The 22,287-nt window shown below is 37.3% G+C and carries 18 protein-coding genes; 8 read left to right on the top strand and 10 right to left on the bottom strand.

What is annotated here, in order from left to right; all coding sequences use genetic code 11:
- Positions 1 to 15: 15 nt before the first annotated feature.
- Complete coding sequence (locus NV349_RS00925; RefSeq protein WP_058843751.1) at positions 16 to 2,013, bottom strand: methyl-accepting chemotaxis protein; 1,998 nt, start codon at positions 2,011 to 2,013, stop codon at positions 16 to 18.
- A gap of 328 nt (positions 2,014 to 2,341) precedes the next feature.
- Between NV349_RS00925 and NV349_RS00920 the strand changes: the two genes are divergently transcribed.
- The 4 genes from NV349_RS00920 to tatC are packed head-to-tail and all read left to right on the top strand — an operon-like array spanning position 2,342 to position 5,904.
- On the top strand, positions 2,342 to 3,088 hold the full coding sequence (locus NV349_RS00920) for a gluconate 2-dehydrogenase subunit 3 family protein (protein WP_036125777.1): 747 nt from the start codon (positions 2,342 to 2,344) through the stop codon (positions 3,086 to 3,088).
- A 13-nt stretch (positions 3,089 to 3,101) separates the two neighbouring features.
- The gene (locus NV349_RS00915) at positions 3,102 to 4,814 is read left to right on the top strand and encodes a GMC family oxidoreductase (protein ID WP_036125775.1); all 1,713 of its coding nucleotides are present in this window, start codon (positions 3,102 to 3,104) and stop codon (positions 4,812 to 4,814) included.
- Between the two features lie 29 nt (positions 4,815 to 4,843).
- Entirely contained in the window at positions 4,844 to 5,047 is a 204-nt protein-coding gene (gene tatA, locus NV349_RS00910; RefSeq protein WP_036125774.1) for a twin-arginine translocase TatA/TatE family subunit, read from the top strand.
- 11 nt (positions 5,048 to 5,058) lie between these two features.
- The gene (gene tatC / locus NV349_RS00905) at positions 5,059 to 5,904 is read left to right on the top strand and encodes a twin-arginine translocase subunit TatC (RefSeq protein ID WP_271912071.1); all 846 of its coding nucleotides are present in this window, start codon (positions 5,059 to 5,061) and stop codon (positions 5,902 to 5,904) included.
- A 15-nt stretch (positions 5,905 to 5,919) separates the two neighbouring features.
- Here the strand turns inward: tatC and NV349_RS00900 are convergent, their stop codons facing one another.
- Positions 5,920 to 6,735, bottom strand: coding sequence for a metallophosphoesterase (locus tag NV349_RS00900; RefSeq protein ID WP_058843756.1), 816 nt, complete (start codon positions 6,733 to 6,735; stop codon positions 5,920 to 5,922).
- A 249-nt stretch (positions 6,736 to 6,984) separates the two neighbouring features.
- Here NV349_RS00900 and NV349_RS00895 point away from each other — a divergent pair, with 249 nt between their 5' ends.
- Together NV349_RS00895 and NV349_RS00890 are read left to right on the top strand one after the other, a co-directional pair.
- Positions 6,985 to 10,011 carry an ATP-binding protein gene (locus tag NV349_RS00895; protein ID WP_271912069.1) on the top strand — a complete coding sequence of 1,009 codons (3,027 nt, stop codon included), beginning with the start codon at positions 6,985 to 6,987 and terminating at the stop codon, positions 10,009 to 10,011.
- A gap of 4 nt (positions 10,012 to 10,015) precedes the next feature.
- Positions 10,016 to 10,711, top strand: a complete 696-nt coding sequence (locus NV349_RS00890; protein ID WP_058843758.1) for a response regulator transcription factor — start codon at positions 10,016 to 10,018, stop codon at positions 10,709 to 10,711.
- A 45-nt stretch (positions 10,712 to 10,756) separates the two neighbouring features.
- On the opposite strand, the gene NV349_RS00885 is transcribed toward NV349_RS00890, so the two are convergent.
- From NV349_RS00885 to NV349_RS00850, 8 genes are all read right to left on the bottom strand, one after another.
- Positions 10,757 to 15,343 (bottom strand): cadherin domain-containing protein, encoded by a 4,587-nt coding sequence (locus tag NV349_RS00885; protein ID WP_271912067.1) that lies wholly within the window; start codon positions 15,341 to 15,343, stop codon positions 10,757 to 10,759.
- 15 nt (positions 15,344 to 15,358) lie between these two features.
- Positions 15,359 to 15,883, bottom strand: a complete 525-nt coding sequence (locus tag NV349_RS00880) for a phage tail protein (protein ID WP_058843759.1) — start codon at positions 15,881 to 15,883, stop codon at positions 15,359 to 15,361.
- Positions 15,884 to 15,897: 14 nt separating this feature from the next.
- Positions 15,898 to 16,398 (bottom strand): phage tail protein, encoded by a 501-nt coding sequence (locus tag NV349_RS00875; protein ID WP_089933958.1) that lies wholly within the window; start codon positions 16,396 to 16,398, stop codon positions 15,898 to 15,900.
- 15 nt (positions 16,399 to 16,413) lie between these two features.
- A complete protein-coding gene (locus tag NV349_RS00870) occupies positions 16,414 to 16,926 on the bottom strand; it encodes a phage tail protein (protein WP_089933955.1) in 513 nt (170 codons plus the stop codon).
- Positions 16,927 to 17,059: 133 nt separating this feature from the next.
- On the bottom strand, positions 17,060 to 17,521 hold the full coding sequence (locus tag NV349_RS00865) for a GNAT family N-acetyltransferase (protein ID WP_271913512.1): 462 nt from the start codon (positions 17,519 to 17,521) through the stop codon (positions 17,060 to 17,062).
- A gap of 20 nt (positions 17,522 to 17,541) precedes the next feature.
- Positions 17,542 to 17,937 carry a hypothetical protein gene (locus tag NV349_RS00860; RefSeq protein ID WP_058843763.1) on the bottom strand — a complete coding sequence of 132 codons (396 nt, stop codon included), beginning with the start codon at positions 17,935 to 17,937 and terminating at the stop codon, positions 17,542 to 17,544.
- Between the two features lies 1 nt (position 17,938).
- Entirely contained in the window at positions 17,939 to 19,075 is a 1,137-nt protein-coding gene (locus tag NV349_RS00855) for a hypothetical protein (RefSeq protein WP_271912063.1), read from the bottom strand.
- 274 nt (positions 19,076 to 19,349) lie between these two features.
- Positions 19,350 to 20,402 (bottom strand): response regulator transcription factor, encoded by a 1,053-nt coding sequence (locus tag NV349_RS00850; RefSeq protein ID WP_271912062.1) that lies wholly within the window; start codon positions 20,400 to 20,402, stop codon positions 19,350 to 19,352.
- A gap of 99 nt (positions 20,403 to 20,501) precedes the next feature.
- Between NV349_RS00850 and NV349_RS00845 the strand changes: the two genes are divergently transcribed.
- The gene (locus tag NV349_RS00845; RefSeq protein ID WP_101966954.1) at positions 20,502 to 21,206 is read left to right on the top strand and encodes a class I SAM-dependent methyltransferase; all 705 of its coding nucleotides are present in this window, start codon (positions 20,502 to 20,504) and stop codon (positions 21,204 to 21,206) included.
- Positions 21,203 to 22,246: a saccharopine dehydrogenase family protein gene (locus tag NV349_RS00840; RefSeq protein WP_058843767.1), complete on the top strand. Its 1,044-nt coding sequence runs from the start codon at positions 21,203 to 21,205 to the stop codon at positions 22,244 to 22,246. The genes NV349_RS00845 and NV349_RS00840 overlap by 4 nt, the downstream gene beginning before the upstream one ends.
- Positions 22,247 to 22,287: the final 41 nt, after the last annotated feature.

Here is a 22,287-nt window from a genome sequence, read left to right as displayed (position 1 = left end):
GACAGCTCCTCCTTTTTAATACTTAAATTTTTGAATGGCTCCATATAACCGTTTCGCCATTTCTGATAGTTTTTCAGTTTGACCGTTCATCGTTTCTACTGTATTCAACTGTTCTGTTGTTGCATCTGTTACCTCATGCACATAATCACTTGCTGCATGTGCGGTTGCTGCCATTTCTTCCATAGATGCTGAAACTTCCTCTGTATTTGCAGACATTTGTTCAGCTGAAGCGTTCATTTCTTCAATTTGACCTGCTATCTCACCTACCGCTCGAACCATTTCCTCAAAACGTTCACCAACTGCCTCAATAGAAGCTAATCCGCGTTCAACATGAACTTCGCCCGATTCTGCCGCCTTTACTACCTCTAATGTGTAGGATTGAACGCTTTCAATTAATACATTAATTTTGGTAGCTGACTCTGCTGTCTGCTCCGAAAGCTTGCGAACTTCATCCGCTACAACAGCAAATCCTTTACCTGCCTCTCCTGCACGAGCTGCTTCGATGGAGGCATTCAATGCTAATAAATTTGTTTGATCAGAAATATCTGTAATCATTTTAGAAATTAAACTAATTTCCTCTGACTCTCTTTCTAGCTTGTGAATAATTGTTAGCTCAGCTGTTGTCCCCTCCTGAATTTCATTCATACGGCGCATAGATTGCTGGACAGCTTCATTGCTCTCACTAATTTTCTGGGAAATAAAATCTGTATTGCAGGCAATAGCTGAGGCTACTTCGGCAACATTTTGTATACCCATAGCCATTTGTTCCATTGCAGAGGCACTTTCTTCTGCCATCACGGTTTGACTCTGTGCCCCCCTGTCTACTTCACTGATTGCACTAGCTATTTGCTTAGAATGCTTTGTCACAGCAGTGACATCTCCCATTAAATCACACGAGGCTTCATTCACTGCAGTTGCTTCCTGACTCACTTTCGCTACCATTTCTCGCATATTATCAATCATGCGATCTAATGCACGCGCCATTGTCCCCATCTCATCAATACGCTTTAAATACTTCTCAGGGATCTCCTGTGTAAAGTCACCTTCTGATAAGCCTTCACTAATACGAAGCACATGACGAAGTGGTCTACTGACCGAACGTGAAATAGCAAATGAGATGAATAGTCCTAGTATCGAAACAATGATGGTCGTGACAATAAAGTTCGTCTTAAGCTTAGAAAGTCCTGAGAACATCTCATTTTCTAATGCAATAACCCCCATTTTCCAACCATTATCAAGGGTATGGTAGCCCATTAAGTTCGTACCAGCATCCTCTGTTTCGAACGAAAAATAGCCACTTTCATTGGTAATCATTTCTTTTGCAGCTAATGCCCTGCCCGTCATAACACCTGTTTCTTCCGCTTCTTCGATTGGATTATTTTGCTCCCTCACATAGGAATGATTATTATGTCCAATAATCGTTCCTTGAGCATCCAGCATAAATGCATAGCCACTGTCTCCAACCTTAATGTCCTCGACAATATTAGATAAATAATAACCATCAATACGAGCCAATAATAGTGCTTTTTCACCTGTAGCTGTAGTAATTGGTGAAACAATTAAAATAACCGGCTCGCCAGTTACACGGCTAATCGTTATTTCAGACATGACAGACTTGCCAGTAAAACCTTCTTTTACATAATCACGATCGCCTAATTCAGCAGTTGTATCATCTAGATAATGGGCTACCCCATCAGCTTTTATAATGCCAAAACCTAAGTAGTTCTTATTATTAGCAAGGCGTTTTGACAAATATTGTTTTTGTTTTTCAAAGTCCATACTACGAACTGCCTCTTGCTCTGCGATTGCTTCTACCTCTACCAGTGTTAGTTGGAAGTGTTCTTCTATGTATTGTGAAACATCCTCTGCTCTAGATACTAAATTGGATTCCACTTGCTCATTCATTGCATTCGTACTATTGATCCAAGTAGATAGTCCAAGTGTGCCGCAAGTTACAAAAACAAGAGCAATAATTGCAATAATTAATTTACCACCAATACCTTTTATCCACATATCCCTTTTTCTCACTTCTTCCGTTTTTAGCTATATTATTCGAATATTTATGCATAACTTCAGAGTAAAGTCACAAAAAGTAGAAGTCAACAAAAGTTTTCCAATATGATTAATAAATGTATAATAATACCATTTTCACTATATATATAGTGCTAACAATTTTCTACAAATTTTTTAATTCATAGATATAGTTTGCTATAGAAAGACAGAATACTCGCTACATTGGATGAAATTAAAACATTTTCCAATAAAAATTGATTATAATTCACAATTTTTGCTGATTATTAACAATAGGATCGGTTTAAAACATTTTGAGGGGAGGATTTCTATGAGTTCAGACAAAAACAATGTTTCTCGTCGAGACTTTTTGAAAACAACAGGTATTGCTGCTGGTACATTAGTCGGTGGTGGATTAATAGGAGGGCTAGTAGGCTACAACATCCAAGGTAAAGGGACTTCCACTCTGGAGCATGATGGGCATGAAACGAATGAGGCTACTGGTTCGCCTAAGGCTAAGATGTTTTTTAGAAATGAAAAAGATTTTAGTATCTTATCAAAGGCTACAGAGCGTATCTTCCCAGAAGATGATTTAGGGCCCGGCGCTATAGGCTTAGATGTTCCCTATTTTATCGATCATCAACTGGCAGGAAATTATGGGAGTAACTCTAAAGAATATATGCAAGCTCCATTTGACGTAGGTGCCCCTACACAAGGCTATCAAAGTCGTTTAACACGAGCAGAAATTTTCAGGCAGGGCATTCAAAAATTAGAGGACGAAGCTCAAAAGCGTTATCAAAAGAGCTTTAATGATTTAGAAGGTAAACAGATGGATGAAATTTTAACAGCCTTTCAAAAGGGTGACATAGAAATGGTTGGGGTGACATCCGCATTCTTCTTTACACTGCTGCGTGCGGCTACATTAGAGGGTGCCTATTCTGACCCTATGTATGGCGGAAATCGTAATATGGATGGCTGGCGCATGAAAGGCTTCCCTGGCCACCAAATGGCTTATATTACACAAATAGAAGATGCGAAATTCCAAAAAATTGAGCCTAATCCATTAGGCAATCATTAAGGGGGGTTAGAAAATGGCTAAAACATTACCTAGTGTAGACGTTGTAACAGTTGGCGTAGGTTGGACAGGCGGTATCGTTGCTGCTGAATGTGCAAAAGCCGGCTTAAAGGTGGTCGGTTTAGAGCGTGGTCAAAAGCGCGGTACCGAAGATTATTTAAATGTTCACGATGAATACCGTTATGCCATTCGATATGATTTGATGCAAAATCTATCTAAAGAAACGGTAAGCTTTCGAAATGATCGCAATATGAAGGCATTGCCAATGCGACAGCTTGGCTCCTTCCTACTTGGAGAGGGTCTTGGAGGATCAGGAACGCACTGGAATGGTATGACCTATCGATTTTTACCCTATGATTTTCAAATAAAAACATTAACAGATAAACGTTATGGACCAAACAAGCTTGGACCAGATTATCTAATACAGGATTGGGGTTTAACATACGATCAACTGGAGCCCTATTTCGATAAATTTGAAAAAACAGCAGGTATTTCAGGTGATGATAAAAATCCATTTAGCGGCAAGCGTTCAAATCCCTATCCTACACCACCTATGAAAAAAACACCTATGCTTACGCAATTTGAAAAAGCGGCACAAAGCTTAAAGCTAACACCCTATATGGTGCCATCTGCCAACGTATCCGAGGTTTATAAAAATCCTGATGGTGAAACGATCAATGCTTGTCAATATTGTGGTTTCTGTGAACGGTTTGGCTGTGAATATGGCGCAAAATCTTCTGCAGAAATTACAGTCGTCCCTACCGCTTTAAAGACAGGAAACTTTGATTTACGCTTCAATTCCAATGTTGTCGAAATTTTAAAGCAGGGCAATAAGGCTACTGGTGTAAGATATATCGATACTGTGTCGGGAGAAGAATTTATTCAGCCTGCTAATGCGGTTGTATTGACTAGCTATGTCTTTAATAATGCCAAGCTGTTAATGGTCTCAGACATCGGTGAACGATATGATCCTACTACTGGTAAAGGCACACTTGGCAGAAACTATTGCTATCAAATCTTACCTGGTGCTGCGGGGTTCTTCGATGAACAATACAATACATTTATGGGCGCAGGTTCATTAGGCATGTGTATAGACGACTTCAATGGGGATAATTTTGACCATAGTGATTTAGATTTTATTCACGGAGGAAATATTGCTCTTACACAGACAGGTACTCGACCAATCGGTTCCAATCCAACACCACCAGATACGCCTACTTGGGGACCTGAATTTAAAAAGCAGTCTATTTATTACTATACACGCTCATTCGGTATTGGTGCGCAAGGAGCATCTATGCCACATAAGCAAAACTATTTATCACTGGACCCTACCTATAAAGATGCTTATGGCTTGCCATTAATACAATTAACGTACAATTTTACTGAGCAGGATCGTGCACTTCATAAATATATTTCCGCAAGAGCAGCTGACATTATGAAAGAGATGGGTGCAAAAACAATTGTTCCTAACGCTGAAATTACCGACTACAATATCGTACCTTACCAAACAACGCATAACACAGGTGGGACAGTCATGAGTTCAACGCCAGAGCAAGGTGTCGTGAATAATTACCTACAGCATTGGGATGTTGATAATCTGTTCGCGGTAAGTGCAGGCAATTTTGCACACAATAGCGGCTACAATCCAACAGGTACATTAGGAGCACTTGCTTATCGCTGTGCAGAGGGAGTTATTAAATATAGTCAATCAGGCGGTTCTTTAGTGTAAAAAACTTAAATTTAAAGGAGGCAAGGCTTATGGGAGGTCTTGGAGCAATTGGAGTACCTGGCTTAATCATTATTTTGGTCATTGTATTAATTGTATTTGGTCCGAAGAAATTGCCAGAAATCGGCGGAGCAGTTGGCAAAACGTTTGCAGAATTTAAAAAGTCCACTAAAGGGCTTATGGATGATGAGGACGATTCCGAGAAAAAGGTCGAAAAAAAATCTGATGCTTCGTAGGAGGGGTTCCTATGGATCCATATGAAGACGGAAAAAGAAAATATTTAAGCCCCCTTGATAAACCACAAGTTGAGCTTCCATCACCCGTGGAGGCTTTAGCTGAAATACCTGTAGTAGCAAGTGAAGAAGATCATGTAGCAGATGAACCTCTGATACCTGTTACCTCATTATTGGAACATCTTTCTGAGCTGCGTAAGCAAATTATAAAAGGGCTAACAATTTTCATTTTATTTTTTATTGTAGTCTTTTCGACTATAAATATTTGGTTTCCATTCATAACTCGAGGTCATTCTCTCATTATTTTAGGGCCGCTTGAGGTTGTTAAATTTTATATGACTATTTCTACTACTTTAGCATTTGGTCTTGCAATGCCTTTTCTCGTTCATTTTCTGTGGAGCTTTGTAAAGCCTGGCTTAAAGGAAGAGGAAAGTCGATTTTTAGGTCTCTATGCACCGATTATGCTAGTTCTTTTTTTAATAGGAATAGCTTTTGGCTACTTTGTTGTCAATCCACTTAGCTATACCTTCTTAGTAAGTATCGGAGCTACCAATTTCGATGTTATGGTATCAGCTAGTGAATATATGCATTTTTTAATCATGACCACCGTACCGCTCGGTTTATTATTCGAGTTACCCATTGTTGCTCTCTTTTTATCAGCCATTGGTGTACTGACTGCTGAATCCATGAAAAAAATACGAGGCTGGTCTTATATCGCAATGGGCGTAGGTTCTGCTGTTATCACGCCACCCGATTTTATCAGTCAGCTACTCGTATTAATACCTATGATTATTTTGTATGAAATTAGTATCTATCTTGTCAGACGTACAGAACGTAAACAAATTGAAAGCACTGCGTAAAATTTAACGCAGTGCTTATTTTTTCTTTAATTCCATCACAATAATTTCCGGAAGATTAAAAATGCGATATGGTACTGAGCTATTTCCTAGCCCACGACTAACCACCATTTCAGTCGATCCTGCTTCGTAGACACCAGCTGTATATTTTGGAAACAGCCCCTGTCCTGGCGCAACAAGTCCACCAAGTCCAGGAATACGAACTTGCCCACCATGCGCATGTCCCGAAAATACTAAATCCATGTGATACTTTACATACGTATTAAACACCTCAGGTCGATGTGCCAGTAACAGCTTAAACATATCGTTTGGTAAATAAGCTGTTGCTATGTCTAGCATGTCTGCCGTGGATCTACCCATTAACGGATCCTCAATTCCAACAATCGCCAAGCGCTCCCCGTCGCGCTCTAGTACGGTCGATTCATTGGCCAGTATATGTACCCCTAACGATGACAGCGCCTCATAAATTTCATCAACCTTATTCGTCGCTACTTCATGGTTGCCCAGTACATAATAAACATCCGCTATTTCAACTAGTCCTTTTACTGCCTGTAGACTTTGCTTTAAATCGTAGCGATTGCTATCTATCACATCACCTGTGATAAAGATATAGTCAGGATTTGTATCCTTAACCTTTGCAATCAGTCTTTGCTGATTGTCACCAAAGAGGGCGTCATGTAAATCCGATACCTGTACAATGCGTAGCCCTTCAAAGCTGGCAGGCACTTTTTCTGATTCGAACACATGCTTACTTACGACTAGCCAGTGATTGTTTACGTACAAAAAAATGACTATAAACACAACAAAGCATACACTATATAATAATTTTTTCAATCGCAATCGCTCACTTTGCGGCTACTTTGTTCAGAGAAAACTCTGACTTCCTTATTATAAGCAAAAAACAGAGTGATTGTAAGCATATGCACTATAAATAAATAAAATGCACAAAATCCATCTAAAATGGACTCGTCACAATAGGCATTCACTCACATTTTAACTATTCTTAGTTTACTTTCACATGCTATACTGTAGGTATAATTACATATTATTTCCTTTAAATATAACAAGATTGAGAGAACCATAATGAGAAAGCTAATACTTATTTCTATGGTCATTATTAGTGTAGTGATTATTGGTGTGGCGTCACAGTTACTCAAACATGAAAGAACCGACGCTCCTAAAGCTGTTGCTGGCGTAATAGACCTAAAACAATACGATTTGCACCACAATACAGTAAGTTTAGATGGAGAATGGGATTTCGTCCCCGATAAATTGTTGAATTATTCCGATTTCGATAACCATCATTCCTATTTAGTAGAAGTCCCGTCACAATGGTCAAAGTATACGCTCAATAAAGAAAATTTCACCACTTTCGGCAGTGGTACTTATCGATTAAAAATTTTAATCAATAATCCCGATGATATTTTAGGTATCAAAACAGGGAATATTCGTATGTCCAATGCCATTTATATTGATGAAAAGCGTATTGGACAAAGCGGTGTACCTGCTGAAGAGTCAATATATGTACAAAAGAATGTACCCTATGTTGCTTACTTTCAACCTAATAAAAACGAGTTAGAGCTGCTTATACATGTGGCTAATTTTGATTATGCATCAGGTGGAGGAATTATTGGTTCAATTTTCATTGGAGATCAAGAAAGTATTGGAAAATTAAGAGAAAGCTCTCTTTTTTACGATTTGATAACGATTGCTGCTTTTTTTACAATGTTTATTTATTTTGCTGGTTCTTATCTCTATGCGAGACTCGATATCGAACAGCTTTATTTTTCCTTATTTTGTTTCATGGTCGGTTTATATAGCGTCTCCCATGGTGAAAAAATTTTAATGTCGTTACTCCCTGTTACCTATGAGTTCCTGATAAGAATTCAAATTATTTCGAGTATCGGTACAGGTATCTTCATGCTGTTGTATTTTTACTATGCCCTTCAACAATTTGCTTATGAAAAAATTGTAAAAATACTTTGTATAATTGGCGTTTTATTATTAGCTACGGTTATGCTCCCCATATCCATTAGCTCATACTTACAATTTGTGTACTCTATTTATATTTTTATGAATATCTTTTATATCCTTTATATTCAAATCATTGCTATCTTTAAACGATCAGTAGGAGCTATATATTTATCGCTTAGTTCGATGGCTATTCTCATCTATATGGTCGTAGCTACTTTAAATCTGAATATTAATCTAGAAATCTATTCATTACCACCTTTACTTCCTTTTATTTGTTTAACGATGCTTTCTCTTTATATTTCCCATCGTTTTACTGACTCTTATTTAGAGAAAGGACGAATAACAAGTGCTTTAATGCGAGTAGATAAATTAAAAGATGAGTTTCTCGCAAAAACTTCTCATGAATTTCGTACGCCCTTACATGGTGTAATTGCTATTTCTCAGTCCATGCTAGAGCCTCAGGAAAGCACCACATTAACGATGGAACAAAAAGAAAAAATCTCGCTCATCTTTAATATCACAGAAAAGTTATCACATCTTGTTAATGATATATTAGATTTTTCAAAGATAAAAGAAGGTGAACTAAAACTACGTCTTACTAATGTTGATCTATATTCTGTAACCCATGTCATCGTTGAAATATTGTCGTACATCGGCAATAAAGACGTAAAAATTTATAATTATATTGAACGAGGTAAGTTTCTATTAGCTGACGAAGATAGGCTACGTCAAATTCTTTATAATCTAATTGAAAATGCTGTTAAATACACCAAGCAAGGAAAAGTTGAAATTTCATGCTACGAAGAACATAGATTCCTTGTTATTGAAGTAAGTGACACCGGGCGGGGTATTGCGCCAGAACATTTAGAGTCAATCTTTGAACCATTTCGGCAGTTAGAGGATGCAAGTAGAGGTGCAGGTCTAGGCCTAAATGTGACAAAAGAACTTGTGCAGTTGCATGGTGGAGAAATTACTGTTCATTCAGTTGTAGGTCAAGGAACAACTTTCTACGTTAAGCTACCTATTGAAGCAATAAAGAAAGAGCAGCAAGACAAGGAACATAGGAATAAAATTATACTAACTAAAGAATATTCTCCAGTAACCTTTCCTCATTTTGCGGGAAATAAAGTAGGGAAAAAAATTCTAATTGCTGATGATGACCATATTAACCTAAAAGTATTAATCGATATTCTAGAAAAGGAAAATTACTCTATCATTGCTGTAGACGATAGCCAGCAAGTCTTTGAACAATTAACACTGCATCCAGCTATCGATTTATTAATTTTAGATATTATGATGCCTAAGTTGTCTGGCTATGAGGTTTGCCAGCAAATTAGAAAAAGCTATTCTTCTGCGGAGCTACCAATACTAATGCTTACAGCCGCCATTCGTCCCGAGGATTTGATTGCTGCTTTCCAATCCGGAGCGAATGATTTTCTACATAAACCACTAGATACGGCTGAACTAAAGACAAGAGTTCGAAATCTTATTTTGTTAAAAGAATCTGCTGAAACAGCTATTAAAATGGAGACAGCTTTTTTACAAGCACAGATTAAACCTCACTTTATTTACAATGTGTTAAATTCGATTTTATCGCTCAGTTATTTAGATTTAGATAAAGCACGGACAATGATTACCGATTTTGCAGCATTTTTAAGAAGCAGCTTCTCATTCGAAAATACTAATAGCTTAATTGCCTTAGATCAGGAACTCCAGCTTATACAGGCCTATGTCAATATTCATCGAATGAGATATCCAGAGCAGCTCGATTGGGAAATTCAGATGGAGGAACCATTCAATATATTGATTCCTCCTCTACTACTACAGCCTTTAGTTGAAAATGCTCTTTTTCACGGTTTAAAAAACAAACGAAACAATGGTCGAGTGACAATGAAAATAGCAAAAGAACAGCAAATGATAAATATCCAGATTAGAGATAATGGTATTGGCATGACACAAGAAATGTTAGACAAAATTTTATCAGAAGAACCTTCAGTTCATCAGAGCGTTGGGATTCGAAATATTGCCAAACGTATAAAAAAATATGAGAATGCCACCTTCCGTATCGATAGTGTTGTCGATGAAGGAACAACTGTACAAATAAATTTCCCACTAATCCCGGATGAAAAGAGATGAAAGAATGTTAAAATCGATTATTGTAGACGATGAAATCTTAGCAATCCACTTATTAGAGGCTATGTTAAAGGACAATGAGACAGTTGAGATTATTGGCAAGTTTACAAGTCCTCTAGAGGCTATAGACCATATTCCTAGGTTGAAGCCAGATATTCTTTTTTTAGATATTGAAATGGCTGATATGAATGGCATTGAGGTTGCCAGTAAAGTAGAAGAATTAGCGCAATCAATGGATATTATCTTTATAACTGCCTACGAGCATTATGCTATTGAGGCGTTTGCAGTTCAAGCAGTAGACTATATTTTAAAACCGATTGAAAAAATGCGTTTACTGAAAACCATTGAAAGAATCGCTTTACGAAGGAAGCAAATACAATTACTAGATAGGAAAGATGAGGATATTAGCATCATCGATAATTTTCACTTTCATGTTCATTCAAGAAGAGTCTATATTGAAGATATAGCATTAACATTATCAACAAAGGAATTTCAAATTTTATTTTTTCTAGCACAACGCCCCGCGCAAATTTTCCATCCAACTGAATTGTACAAGCTGATTTGGGCTGAGGAAAGTATTGGACAAACACAGGCATTGAAAGTGCATATTAGTAATTTACGAAAAAAGCTGGAGTTCGCCTCGGGTCATCGAGCAAAAATTGTTACTGTGAGAGGATCTGGTTATCAGTTCCTTTTTGAATAAAGTCAAAAAACACGACGATTGGAATAAACTCGTCGTGTTTTTCATTCATTTTTTTGCCGCTTCTTGAATCTCATTAAATGCCCAATGATTACTCAGAACATCTTTAAATATTGGCGTTTGAAGCTCTGTTGTTACTTGACGCTCAAACAAGTCATTTAATACTTTGACCGCTTCAGCACGTGATAAATAACCATCTGGATTAAATATATCCACCGTCATACCGTTCATAATGCCCAATCCATTGACAGCATTAATTGCTTTAACAGCCCAATGATTGACGCTCACATCTTTGAAAATCATACCTTGTGAGGTAGATTTACAAAATTCTACATTTGGACTGTCTGCGCAATGCCTTTCCATCCACCGAACTGCTACTGTCGCCATTTGTGCTCGTGTAATAAAGCCGTCTGGATGGAAGTTTGTCTCAGTAATGCCTTTAAATAAACCTGCATCCTTCGCAAATTCTATTGCATCTTTTGCATCATGTTGTATTGTATCTGTATATGTCGCCCTCGCTTGGGGAATTGCATTACCTGTTAATTGACGAGCAAACATACTTGCCATTTGTGCTCTTGTAACAGGGGCATTCGGACGGAAGGTACCATCCGGATAGCCTTGAATATAAGGTGTATGTGTAACAGCGTCAGTAGTTGGTTCCTTTACATCTTCCTTTTCTGGTACATAGAGAATAGAGAAAGTAGAGAACTTATTTACCTCAAACTGTAAGCCTGCTATTCCTTTTTGATATTCTACAACCTTCCCACGTACAACCTCTTTTGAGCCATCACTATGCTCGATAAAGATTGCCAAATGAGCTAGTTGTTCATCTGTTAAATCTGTAGGCAACGGCAATGTTAAAATAACAAGACGGTTTTGCATATTTGTTTCAATTGTCATCGGGCGACCAAGCAACTCAACAACTGCACTTTCGACCAATTGCTGAACAACGATTTCCCTTTTGGCTCGTTCTTTGATTTCTAGTTGTTTATCTAGCTCTTTTATAGGAACAAGTCGGAAATAGAGGTCATCATTAAATATTTCCAATGAAGTTTTAGGCACTTCAATTCTAACGTTATCTGTGACAATTTCAAGATGAACTGCACCAGTTTTTAGAAGTGTCACTACATTATTTGGTATGGAAACATGAACTTGATTTACTTGATCCTTCTGGTCTGGAATGATGACCCTTGCTGTATCATTTCCTTGTTCCTTTAATTTTTTAATCGTCTCTGTTGCGCTCTCTGCTGTTAATGTCACTTCATCCTTCATAGTGTTGTCTACATTTTTTGTTCGTTTTATTGTTGTTTTAGAAACTAGGTTTCCATCACCAGACTCAACATCTATTACAATTTCCTCTACTTTGGTTGAAGGTATTGCTGAACCTGGCTCAAGATTTGGTGATGGATCAGTATTGCCACCACCTGTATTATTACTAATCCATTTAGCATAGATCACTGTGTTCGCTGTAATTACATTATCAAAAGTATATGGTGTTGTGTAGGCACTACTCGTATACCAGCCACCAAATGTATAGCCAGCTTTCGTTGGCACTTGCGTCGGCTGACTTGCTTTTCCTCTATGTGCCACCACCTGATTTGAAACGACACTTCCTCCCGCTACATCAAAGCTCACAGTATAATGATTAATTGTCCATTGTGCAAAAAGTGTGACATTCTCTTTAGCCATTTTAAACGTCTCATTCGGCAAATAAGAAGTCCCTGTCCCATCCGCCTTTGTATTCCAGCCTATAAAAGAGTGCCCTATTTTAACGAGGTACCCACCATTTGCAGCTACAATAATATTGTCATTTTGACTATATGTTGCATTATCTTGGGGTGCAGTTCCACCCGTACTACCATTACCATTGTATAAAACCGTATAAGTTAAAGGTGTTATAATTTTTGCTGATGATGATACCCCTTGATCCCCATCTAAAATTAGTAATTCATCACCTTTTGGCTGAACAGTAAAAGTATAGCTTCCTATGCTATTTGTTTGGAACGCGGTAGTAAAATCAACACCTTCATTGATATTTCCAGCTAATACATTCGCTGCTGTTCCAACTGCCGTTCCTTCCTTATACAGAAGCACATCATAGCTCAACGCATTAGGAATAGTCTGCCATTTTGCAATATTTCCATCCCAGCTCAAGCCATTTGTAATGCTTGCTAGCTTAATAACCGTTTGTGTATTGGAATGGCTTGACGGAACTCCATCTAAATATACTAGCCCGTCTCCCTTGGCAGTTACGGTTACTGTATATGTCCCCACTCCAGCTGCACGCATTGCTGGTAAGAAATTATGCGTTGTTGTATCTGCTGATATGTCAACGATACTACCAATCGGAGAGCCATCTTTTAAGAGCTGCACAGCATAGCAAGATTCGCCTGTTAAATCTGTCCATGTTGCAATACCACTAGGGCTTAAAGCAACATTGTCTACTTGTTCGAGAGTAGGTAATGCTCTTATCACCGTAAGGGTATATGTTTTGGTTGCTACTCCGTTTTCAGCAGTCACAACAATGGTAATTGTGTTACTGCCTACATTTAGAGGTATTGTGTTCAATAGCCCACTTGCAATGGAGGAACCATTTACTGTAAGAGTTGCACTACTATTTGCAGTTGTTGGCATTATACCAATATTTTCAACATTATGAGCCACGTTGATCTGATAATCCAATATACTATCTGTAAAATTTGGACTTAAACTGCCTGGTGAAATAACTAAATTACTTAAATAGGCATTATTACTAGGAGGTAAAGTGGTAAAACTCCATATATTTTTTGCTGTTATGCCAGCTACACCTTGATTGGATGTATCAACGAAAGTTCCATCATCCATCAATACATAATAAGTTGTTGCTTTTATTAAATTATTTGTTAATTGAATTGACACGTTACTGCCATTCACTGTCACATTTGTTGCAGTGGCTTCTATTGTTTCTATTAAATTATTATCTTGATCATAGATACGAAGATGTTTTCCTGCAATACCACTCACACTCTTGCTAAAATTTAGCGTTAGCGTAGGATTAATAGAAGCATTTGTCATCTTGTTAACTGGTACGGTTGATACCAGTGTGGGAATCGGAACTTCATTGACATCTGTCACCGAAATAGTAAACACTTTTTCAAAAGATAAGTCGCCTTGATCTGTCACCCTAATCCGTACACTGTAGCTATTTTTTGTTTCATAATCAAATGGACTATTCGTTTGTAGTTTATCCCCAGCTATACTAAAGCCACTATTATCTGTTGACCCAGCACCACCTACTAAACTATACGTAAAAGAGGAACCTGCATCAGGATCAGTGGCACTTAATGTACCCACTTTGGTTCCTGATGGTTGATTTTCTTCTACTGATGTTGGGCTTAATGAAATATCTGTTGGAGCTTCATTGACATCTGAAATATTTATAGTGAATGCTTTTTCATATAAATTATTGGCACTATCGGATACTTGAATCCGCACACTGTAATTATTCTTTGCTTCATAATCAAATATTCCTGCTGTTTTTAGCTGATTCCCATCGACGGTAAAGCTACTGTTATCTGTAGCTCCTGTGCCAGCCACTAAACTGTAAGTAAACGTTTCTCCAACATTTGGATCAGTTGCGCTAAATGTACCAACAACCGTTCCTACTGGCTGATTTTCTGCTACTGTCAGCGAGCTCAGCACAATATCAGTTGGACGCTCATTTAATTTTGTCACCGAAATGGTGAATATTTTTTCAAAGGTTAATCCTCCATTATCCGTTACCTGAATTCGAACACTATAGCTGTTCTTTGCTTGATAATCAAATGAACTATTCGTTCGTAGTTCATTTCCTACTATGCTAAAACTACTATTATCTGTTGACCCGGATCCTCCTACTAGACTATACGTAAAAGAGGAAACTGCATCAGGGTCAGCGGCACTTAATGTCCCTACTTTGGTTCCTGATGGTTGACTTTCTATTACTGAAGTCGAACTTAATGTTATGTCGGTAGGTGCACTATTTTGCACATCACCATACGTAATCTCTAAGTATGGGCCCAATTCGGGTGCAATTGGATTTTCTGATTTTACAATTACCATATTTTTAGCGTCGCTGCTCAGTAAAAATGTAATCTGTTGTGTATCAATTGCAGAGGGATTTTTCAATAACTCTTTTACATCAATTGATACATTAATTGGCTCGCCTGACGTATCCTTCAAAACCGATACTTTTTCAGAAGGTATATCTAAATTATTTGGAAAACTACCATCGTTCCAGTTACTTGATCCAACTCTTATTACTAAATCGGAAACTGGCATATCATTAATATTATCATTATCATTTGTAACATTTAAAATAAGGTTAGCCGAAATAATGCTTTTAGTTGTATTAATATTATTAAATTTCACAGCAGCTACACGTGTTTTATTATCAGTAGTCTTTGAAACATCTAAATAAATCCCTTCGTTAATATATTTTTCGAAGTTGCCATTACTATCGTTTAGTGCATTCAACTGTGCTACTGGAAGTAACGGCGGTACTGTAGAACTAGCACTTGCAGGTTGTATTCCTAAGGTTGAGAAAACCATTGCCAAAATGGTTAAAGTTATTAATATTTTATATACTGCTGTTTTTATAAAAGATACTAAATCCATTCTCACTCCTCCTTGTTAGGGCTTCTGAGGATATATTCCTTCTAAACAAATAATAAAATTCATTGCTACAAAAGGCTGCATATTATTATGTGGCTGATTTCCTCCTTGTGGCTTTACTATGTCCACTTTCATTGCAACTGGATTTTTCACATTAACATATGGCTTTGCCGAAAGTGCTGACTCACTTCCCCAAATGGCATTAGTGGGGTTGTCAATTCCACCTGCTACTACAGAGGAACCCTGTGCGCTATGTGTATGAATAGGCATTTGCATTTCATTAAGTGTTACTGTGCTCGATCCTATTGATTGTGCAAATGTCCTTGGCGTTAAATTAGGACCATCGCCATAATGCATAGGGGCATGTCCCCTTAAATCAGGTAATTTAAATGTTGTCTTGCCATCTCCACCATAAGTTATGCCGATAATGGAATATAGAGCATTATATTGAGCAATAGATAATAGACTGCCATCACATAATGCCCAGTCCCTCGGAGCATAGTTTCCTGCGAAAATTCTAATTTCACCTAAATACGGATCCATTCTCTAATTCCTCCTTATACTCTACTTGGAAAGATGCCCATTGTTGCGATACAAAAAGATACGCTTAAATAGGGTTGCATATTATTATGTCCTTTATTCTGCCCTGTCATTGACAAAGCAGCTTCATTCATGGCTGTATTATCTTTTTTAGCATAAATATTCTTTCCATTAACTGCACCCCATGTATTATCTTTGGGGGAGGGCTTATCTGTTGTTGATGAATCTGCTGTTATTTGATGTGTATGAGCAGGTATCTCGTTAACTGTCAATGTATGTGTTGCTTCTCCTCCTATTGATCCATAGGCAATCTGATTACCTGAATGTAATGGTACCTTCCCCTGTAAATTGGGAATCGCAAAAATTGTCTTACCATCCCCTCCATATGTAAATCCTAACAATGAAAAAAGTGCAGTATTTGTAGCTACTGGTAAAAGTTGACCATTACAAGGAAGCCACCCATTCGGTATTTTATTGAAACTAAAAAGACGTATTTCTCCTAAAAATGGCTCTGCCATTATACTCACTCCTTTTTATTGAAAATCGGGATAAAGACCATTCGTTGCAATAATAAAATTAATAACAAATGATGGCATAATGTTACTATGAGATTGAGTTCCACCTACATTAGAAACTAACTTGTTATTCATTTGTACAATATTACTGGAAACATTTGTTTGATAGTTGGTGAGGTTTGATACACCCCATGTATTATTAGCTGGTGAATTTTCTGTTGCTTCATTTGCTATATTATTGGCATAAACGCCATGAGTATGTGCAGGTAGATGTTCCTCGGTTAACATAACTGTCTCCACTCCACCTTTACTTGCCCATGGATACTGAGAACAATTATGAATCGGTAATCTTCCACGTAAATCAGGTAAAGCAAAATTCGTTGCACCGTCTCCCCCGTATTTGACACCTATTAATGAAAAAAGTGCCTCATTACCTGTAATAGTTAATAATTGACCATTGCATAGTTCCCACCCTACTGGGGCATATTTACCGCTAAACATGCGAATTTCTCCTATATATTGATCTGACATTATGCAAACCCTCCCTTATTGTAATTTCAATGAGCGCTATACAAACGCATTAAGCAATACTGGCTAACACATCTTTATGTGCTTCTTGAATAAACACGACTTTCATATCTACTTTGATGCGAAATATTCTTTCTCACTGCCATCTCATTTTCAAATATATTTCATCTGCTGACGATATTTGAAATCCTAATCTCTCATAAAGATTTCTCGCAGGATTTGTATGAAAAACTTGCAATATAACTGGCTTATTCCCTTCTCTTGCCTTCTGTTGAAGTTGAGTAATTAAAAATGTACCTATCCCTTTACCTTGGTAACTTGGTAAAATTGAAATATCAATAAGATGATGATAATCTGATAATTCTTCCGTTAGTAATCTCCCTACGTATTGTTCACCTACAGCAATGATAGAATGACTTGCCCCTGGAAATTGCTGATGATAGGAAGCTTGCTGTGCGCGCCATTGCATTTCTAAAAAAAGCTTCTTTTGTTCAGCTGACCATCCCCATGAATCTATTTCTTGATTTCTTGTAGATGCATAGATTTCGAAAAGAAATGCTTCATCTTCCTTTGTAATAGATTTAAGCTCGATTTTCATCACATTTGTTCCACTTTCTTTTAAACATACTTATTAGTCACAATGATAGATCTTACAAAGTTATGTCCTTTTTCAGGTAAGTCTTCCCAGCTATCTACATGCAATTGATGTTCAGTTAAGCATTCAGCTCGATTTTTACTTTTTTGAGGTACGTCTAGGACTAGCGAAATTGTGCCATAGGATTTTTCGCCTGATGGGACTTTATCTCGCCATGAACAAGAGCATTCATAACCATTCGGACCCGTTGAAGCTTTTACTCCTAATGCCTGCAATGTTGTATTTGGTGGAATACTAACTGGCTGCTTGTCCTCCTCATCATTGGTATTCCAGATTCCCCATTCCAACTGTGATTGAAAAACTTCAAGCTCACGGTCTGTTGCATTTGTAATCATTAATGAAAATGTCCAAGTCGCCATTTTAGTACTCTCCTCCTGTCGTCACTTTTTTCTTCGCGTTATCCATCACATCATATACATGTGTACGATGTAATACTGCATAATCCCATTCAGATGCGCCAATGAGCGTTGTGACATTATTATTGTCCGTTCGATAAAGAAGAATCATTTTACTAAAAATCCATGGCACAACGTCCATATCCTTATCGCTTGGGGCTTCAAAAACTCTTTCCTTTGATTTTTTTTCAGTTTGCTGTTGCTCTTTTGTAACAGCGTTTAATATATTAAATTTTGCCTTTAATTCCGCCTGTAGTTCCTGCGTTACGCTCGCCTTCACTACTTTTTCTTCAGATACGGAGATCTTTTCAGTAAATTTAAAGGCTGTTTCAATAGTGCTAACCTTCTCCTCTACCACCTTACTAGCAGTAGATAATCCATACTCATCTTTAACTGTAATTTTCCCCTTTTTAGTAACAGTTTCAATCTTAGTAGCATCCGCTCTTAAACAAGTCACCTCTACAGAAAAATACTGTTGCACTTCACGCTGCTTTAAATAAAGACTATCAAATTCTAAATCATTTACCCCGTCCCATAATATTTTAGAAATATTGAAGAGAGACGTTCGGAATAATGACATTTTTTCAAAATGAACACCACTCGGAATATATTGATTCAGATCTATATCTCTAACATCCTCAATTTCTTTCAATGTTTTGATTTTGGACCAGTCCGTAAACAAATTGTTACTTATTTCTTTTTGTCTCCATTTATCCAATTTGTTAGAAATTCGTATATTTCGAACAAAGTTATGACCATCATGTGTAATATCTTTCCACTCCGCTACTTCAAAATATCCATTTGCTCGACATCTAGCTTCATTAGGATCATTATAGGGAACATTTACATAAAGGCTTATTACTCCATACGGTGCTTGATATTCATTATTTTTATCTTTCCAGGAACAAGAAAATTCATAACCATTTGGTCCAAAAGCTGATTTGGCGCCAACAGCTTGAATCGTTTCCCCCGCTTTAATAGATTGAGGTTCTTTATCCTCTTCACCACCTGTATTCCAATAACCCCAATGCAACTGTGATTCTACCAGCTCTAAATCTCGATCTGTGTCATTCGTGACATTTAGATAGAAAGTCCATGTCATTGTTTGATCCTCCTGTTAATTGAATTTTCAGAATAATTTACATGTAATTTTTTACTATCTGTATCCCATGATGTCGATTATTGTATTTTTATGAGACTTTCTTACAGCTTTAATTATAGTATAGGTTCCATCTATTCTCTATAAAATAATTCCATTTTTCAGGTTAATTTTTCTTAACCTTCACTTCATTATTTAGTTCAATTCAATCAGATTGAAACTTTTCACCTTATCAAAACAACAAAAATCTGCAAAAGGTGCAGATTTTTATTGTTTCCTATTTATTTATTTGAAAACGAGAGAATATCTTCCAGACTAATTCATTACGGTCTCCCACACCTACTTTTTGAAAGATTAGCTTTAAATGATCTTGTACAGTGTAGCTAGAAATGCCAAGATTATATGCAATCACCTTTGTTGGTATGCCCCTCATCATTTCCACTACTACCTCTTTTTCTCTAGGTGTGAGTTGATAAGCAGTTAGTAAAAAAGCCAACATCTCTTTAGGAGACGCTTCATTTAATAAAATGGCTATTTGCTGCTGTAAATCGGTTGTCATAAGAAAAGAAGCTTGGATTGTAATATATCCTTTGTCATGGATAGGCACTAGTAAGGAAATAGGTGTATTGTCTTCAGCCTGTAACTTAGCGCAGGATGCCTGTATGGGCTTGGGTAATTGCCCATCCGACAAGCCCTCATTACTTCTTAAAAGTGCTAGTATTTGAGAAGCCTTCGTACTCATAGATAAAATATGATAATCCTTATCTAAAATAACGATGCCACTCTCTCCTGCTTCTGTTGACAGCCGCTCTTCAATAATTGAATGGTAGAACGCCTTTAATGCCTCTCCCATCACTGGCATGAGTATTTTTATTTGTTCTAGCTCATCATCTTGAAAGATGGGCTGTGCATTTTTCATCTTTTTAAAAAGAGTTAAAAAGCCATAACATTGCCCCTGAAACATTAATGCAGCTCGAATTTCGTCGCTAAAGCCATTGGGCACTAATATCTCCCTATAACGCAAGCTCTGACTACTTGCATCACTTAATCGTCCTATACATTGGCCACTTTCCACTAGCTTTCTATAGTTATTCACATCTTCAAATGCATATTCAAAAGTCATTATTTTTTGATGAACATCCTCAATCGATTGCTCTGTTACAGCACCGATCGAAAAAAGGGTTTGCGTATCTGTCACTGAACAGCAATAGGCATCAAAATCAATGAATTTCCGTAATTCTTCTACCATCATTTGTCGATATTGAAATGAATTTTGACTATTTTTTATACATCTCTCTGATATCCTTTGCCAATCATGACAATTTCTCATAAAACTCCTCCCCCCAGAATTATGGGATAGCACATTCCCCATAAGTATTTATAATTGAGAATAATTCTTAATTATATTGTACAACACGGAGGTATAAAAATGAAAAATCCACTACATGATTGGCACAGTCCCATTGTATCTACTTATCAAAATACCATTCGACAAAAAATTATAGGCTATGACCTCATCTATAACATGATGACAGATATACTTCGTGGTCACCCTGTCATTGATAACACTTTAGTAGTAGGTGCTGGCGGAGGTCAGGAACTTCTTACTCTAGGAGAAGCCTTCCCTTCCTCACATTTTACAGCCGTTGATACTTCAACAATCATGCGACAGGCTGCTGATCAGCGCATACAGCAGCTTGATCAAGACCTTCATATTGATTGGTATGAGGATGATGTACTTTCCCTCAGATTCCACCATCCATATGATGTTACTACCTGCCATTTGGTTTTACATTTTATAAAGGATCTCGAACAAAAAAGGGCACTACTGCAAAAATTGGCAACAAGCCTACAGAATGGGGGCGTCTTATTCATTTCTTCTATTAATGCTGATATGACAGACACAATATGCCAACAGCAGCTCAAGTATTGGCGAAATTCCATGTACCAAAATGATATTTCCGAAGAAGATTGGTTACGTTTTGAGCAGTCCTTTGGCTCAACTATTTATCCAATTAAACTTGAATTATTGATTGACTTACTACATGAGGTCGGCTTCACAAAGATTGTTCCCTATTTTAAATCATATTTAGTCGATGCATTAGTAGCCACGAAGGAAGAGGTAAATAAATGAGCAGAGAAAATATTTTAATTGTCGGAGGCTATGGTGAAGTCGGTAGTAAAATGGCAACTATGCTACTCACAAGCTATCCAAACAAAATATGGATTGCAGGTCGAAGCTTTGAAAAGGCAAAACAATTTTGCGCACAACACCATCATCTTGCTAAGCCTATCCAAATGGATGTGTCCAAGACCGTAAACGCTCAGCAATTAGCCAATGTAGCACTTGTCATTATGTGTCTAGAGCAAAAAGATACTGCATTTGCACATCTCTGCTTGAAGGAAGGGATTATGTATATCGATATTACGGCAAGCTATGCCTTCCTAAAAAAATTAGAGGAACTCCATCCAATAGCTAAACAGAATAATGCAACAGCCGTTTTTAGTGTTGGTATGGCACCTGGATTGACTAATTTAATGGCTATGCATGCTGCACAGCAATTAGCCTCCATCGAGAAACTCCATATTTCTATCCTACTAGGAGCAGGCGATACACATGGAAACGCGGCTATTCTCTGGATATTACACCAACTAAACATTCCGTTTTATAGTTATAAAAATAAAAAAACCACTAATTTTACTAATAGGAGAAAAGTTCCGTTTAAAGAGCTTGGAAAACGTAGTGTGTACCAATTCAACTTCTCAGACCAACATACATTAGCAAAGCATTTCCCTACTATTCCAATCATGACAAGATTGGGCTTTGATGTAGAGTCACTCAATTGGTTCGTATCCTTTTTGCAAAAAAGCCGAATTGCAAAATTGTTAAAATTCAACAAAATACAAACAACACTCGCTTCTCTCATTCAAAAAATAAAAATTGGCTCAGAGGTATGTGGCATTCACGTAGAAGCCATTGGGAAAAAACATCACAAAGAAGCAGTCTTTACATTAGACTTTCTTGACCGTGATGAATCTCTCGTGACAGCAAAAGTTGCAACGGCGATTGCTAAAGAACTCCTGAACAACAAGCATCCTTTTGGAACTTATCATATTGAGGAACTGTTTACACTAGAAACATTACAAGCTCAATTCACATTTTCTTCCCAATAAAAAAAGCATTTAGCACTCGCCTATACGGGAGAGCTAAATGC

The sequence above is a fragment of the Lysinibacillus sp. OF-1 genome, assembly GCF_028356935.1.
Lineage (GTDB): Bacteria > Bacillota > Bacilli > Bacillales_A > Planococcaceae > Lysinibacillus > Lysinibacillus fusiformis_D.
The sequence above is the reverse complement of the archived record's forward strand: the minus strand, read 5'-3'. Positions and strand labels throughout refer to the sequence as shown.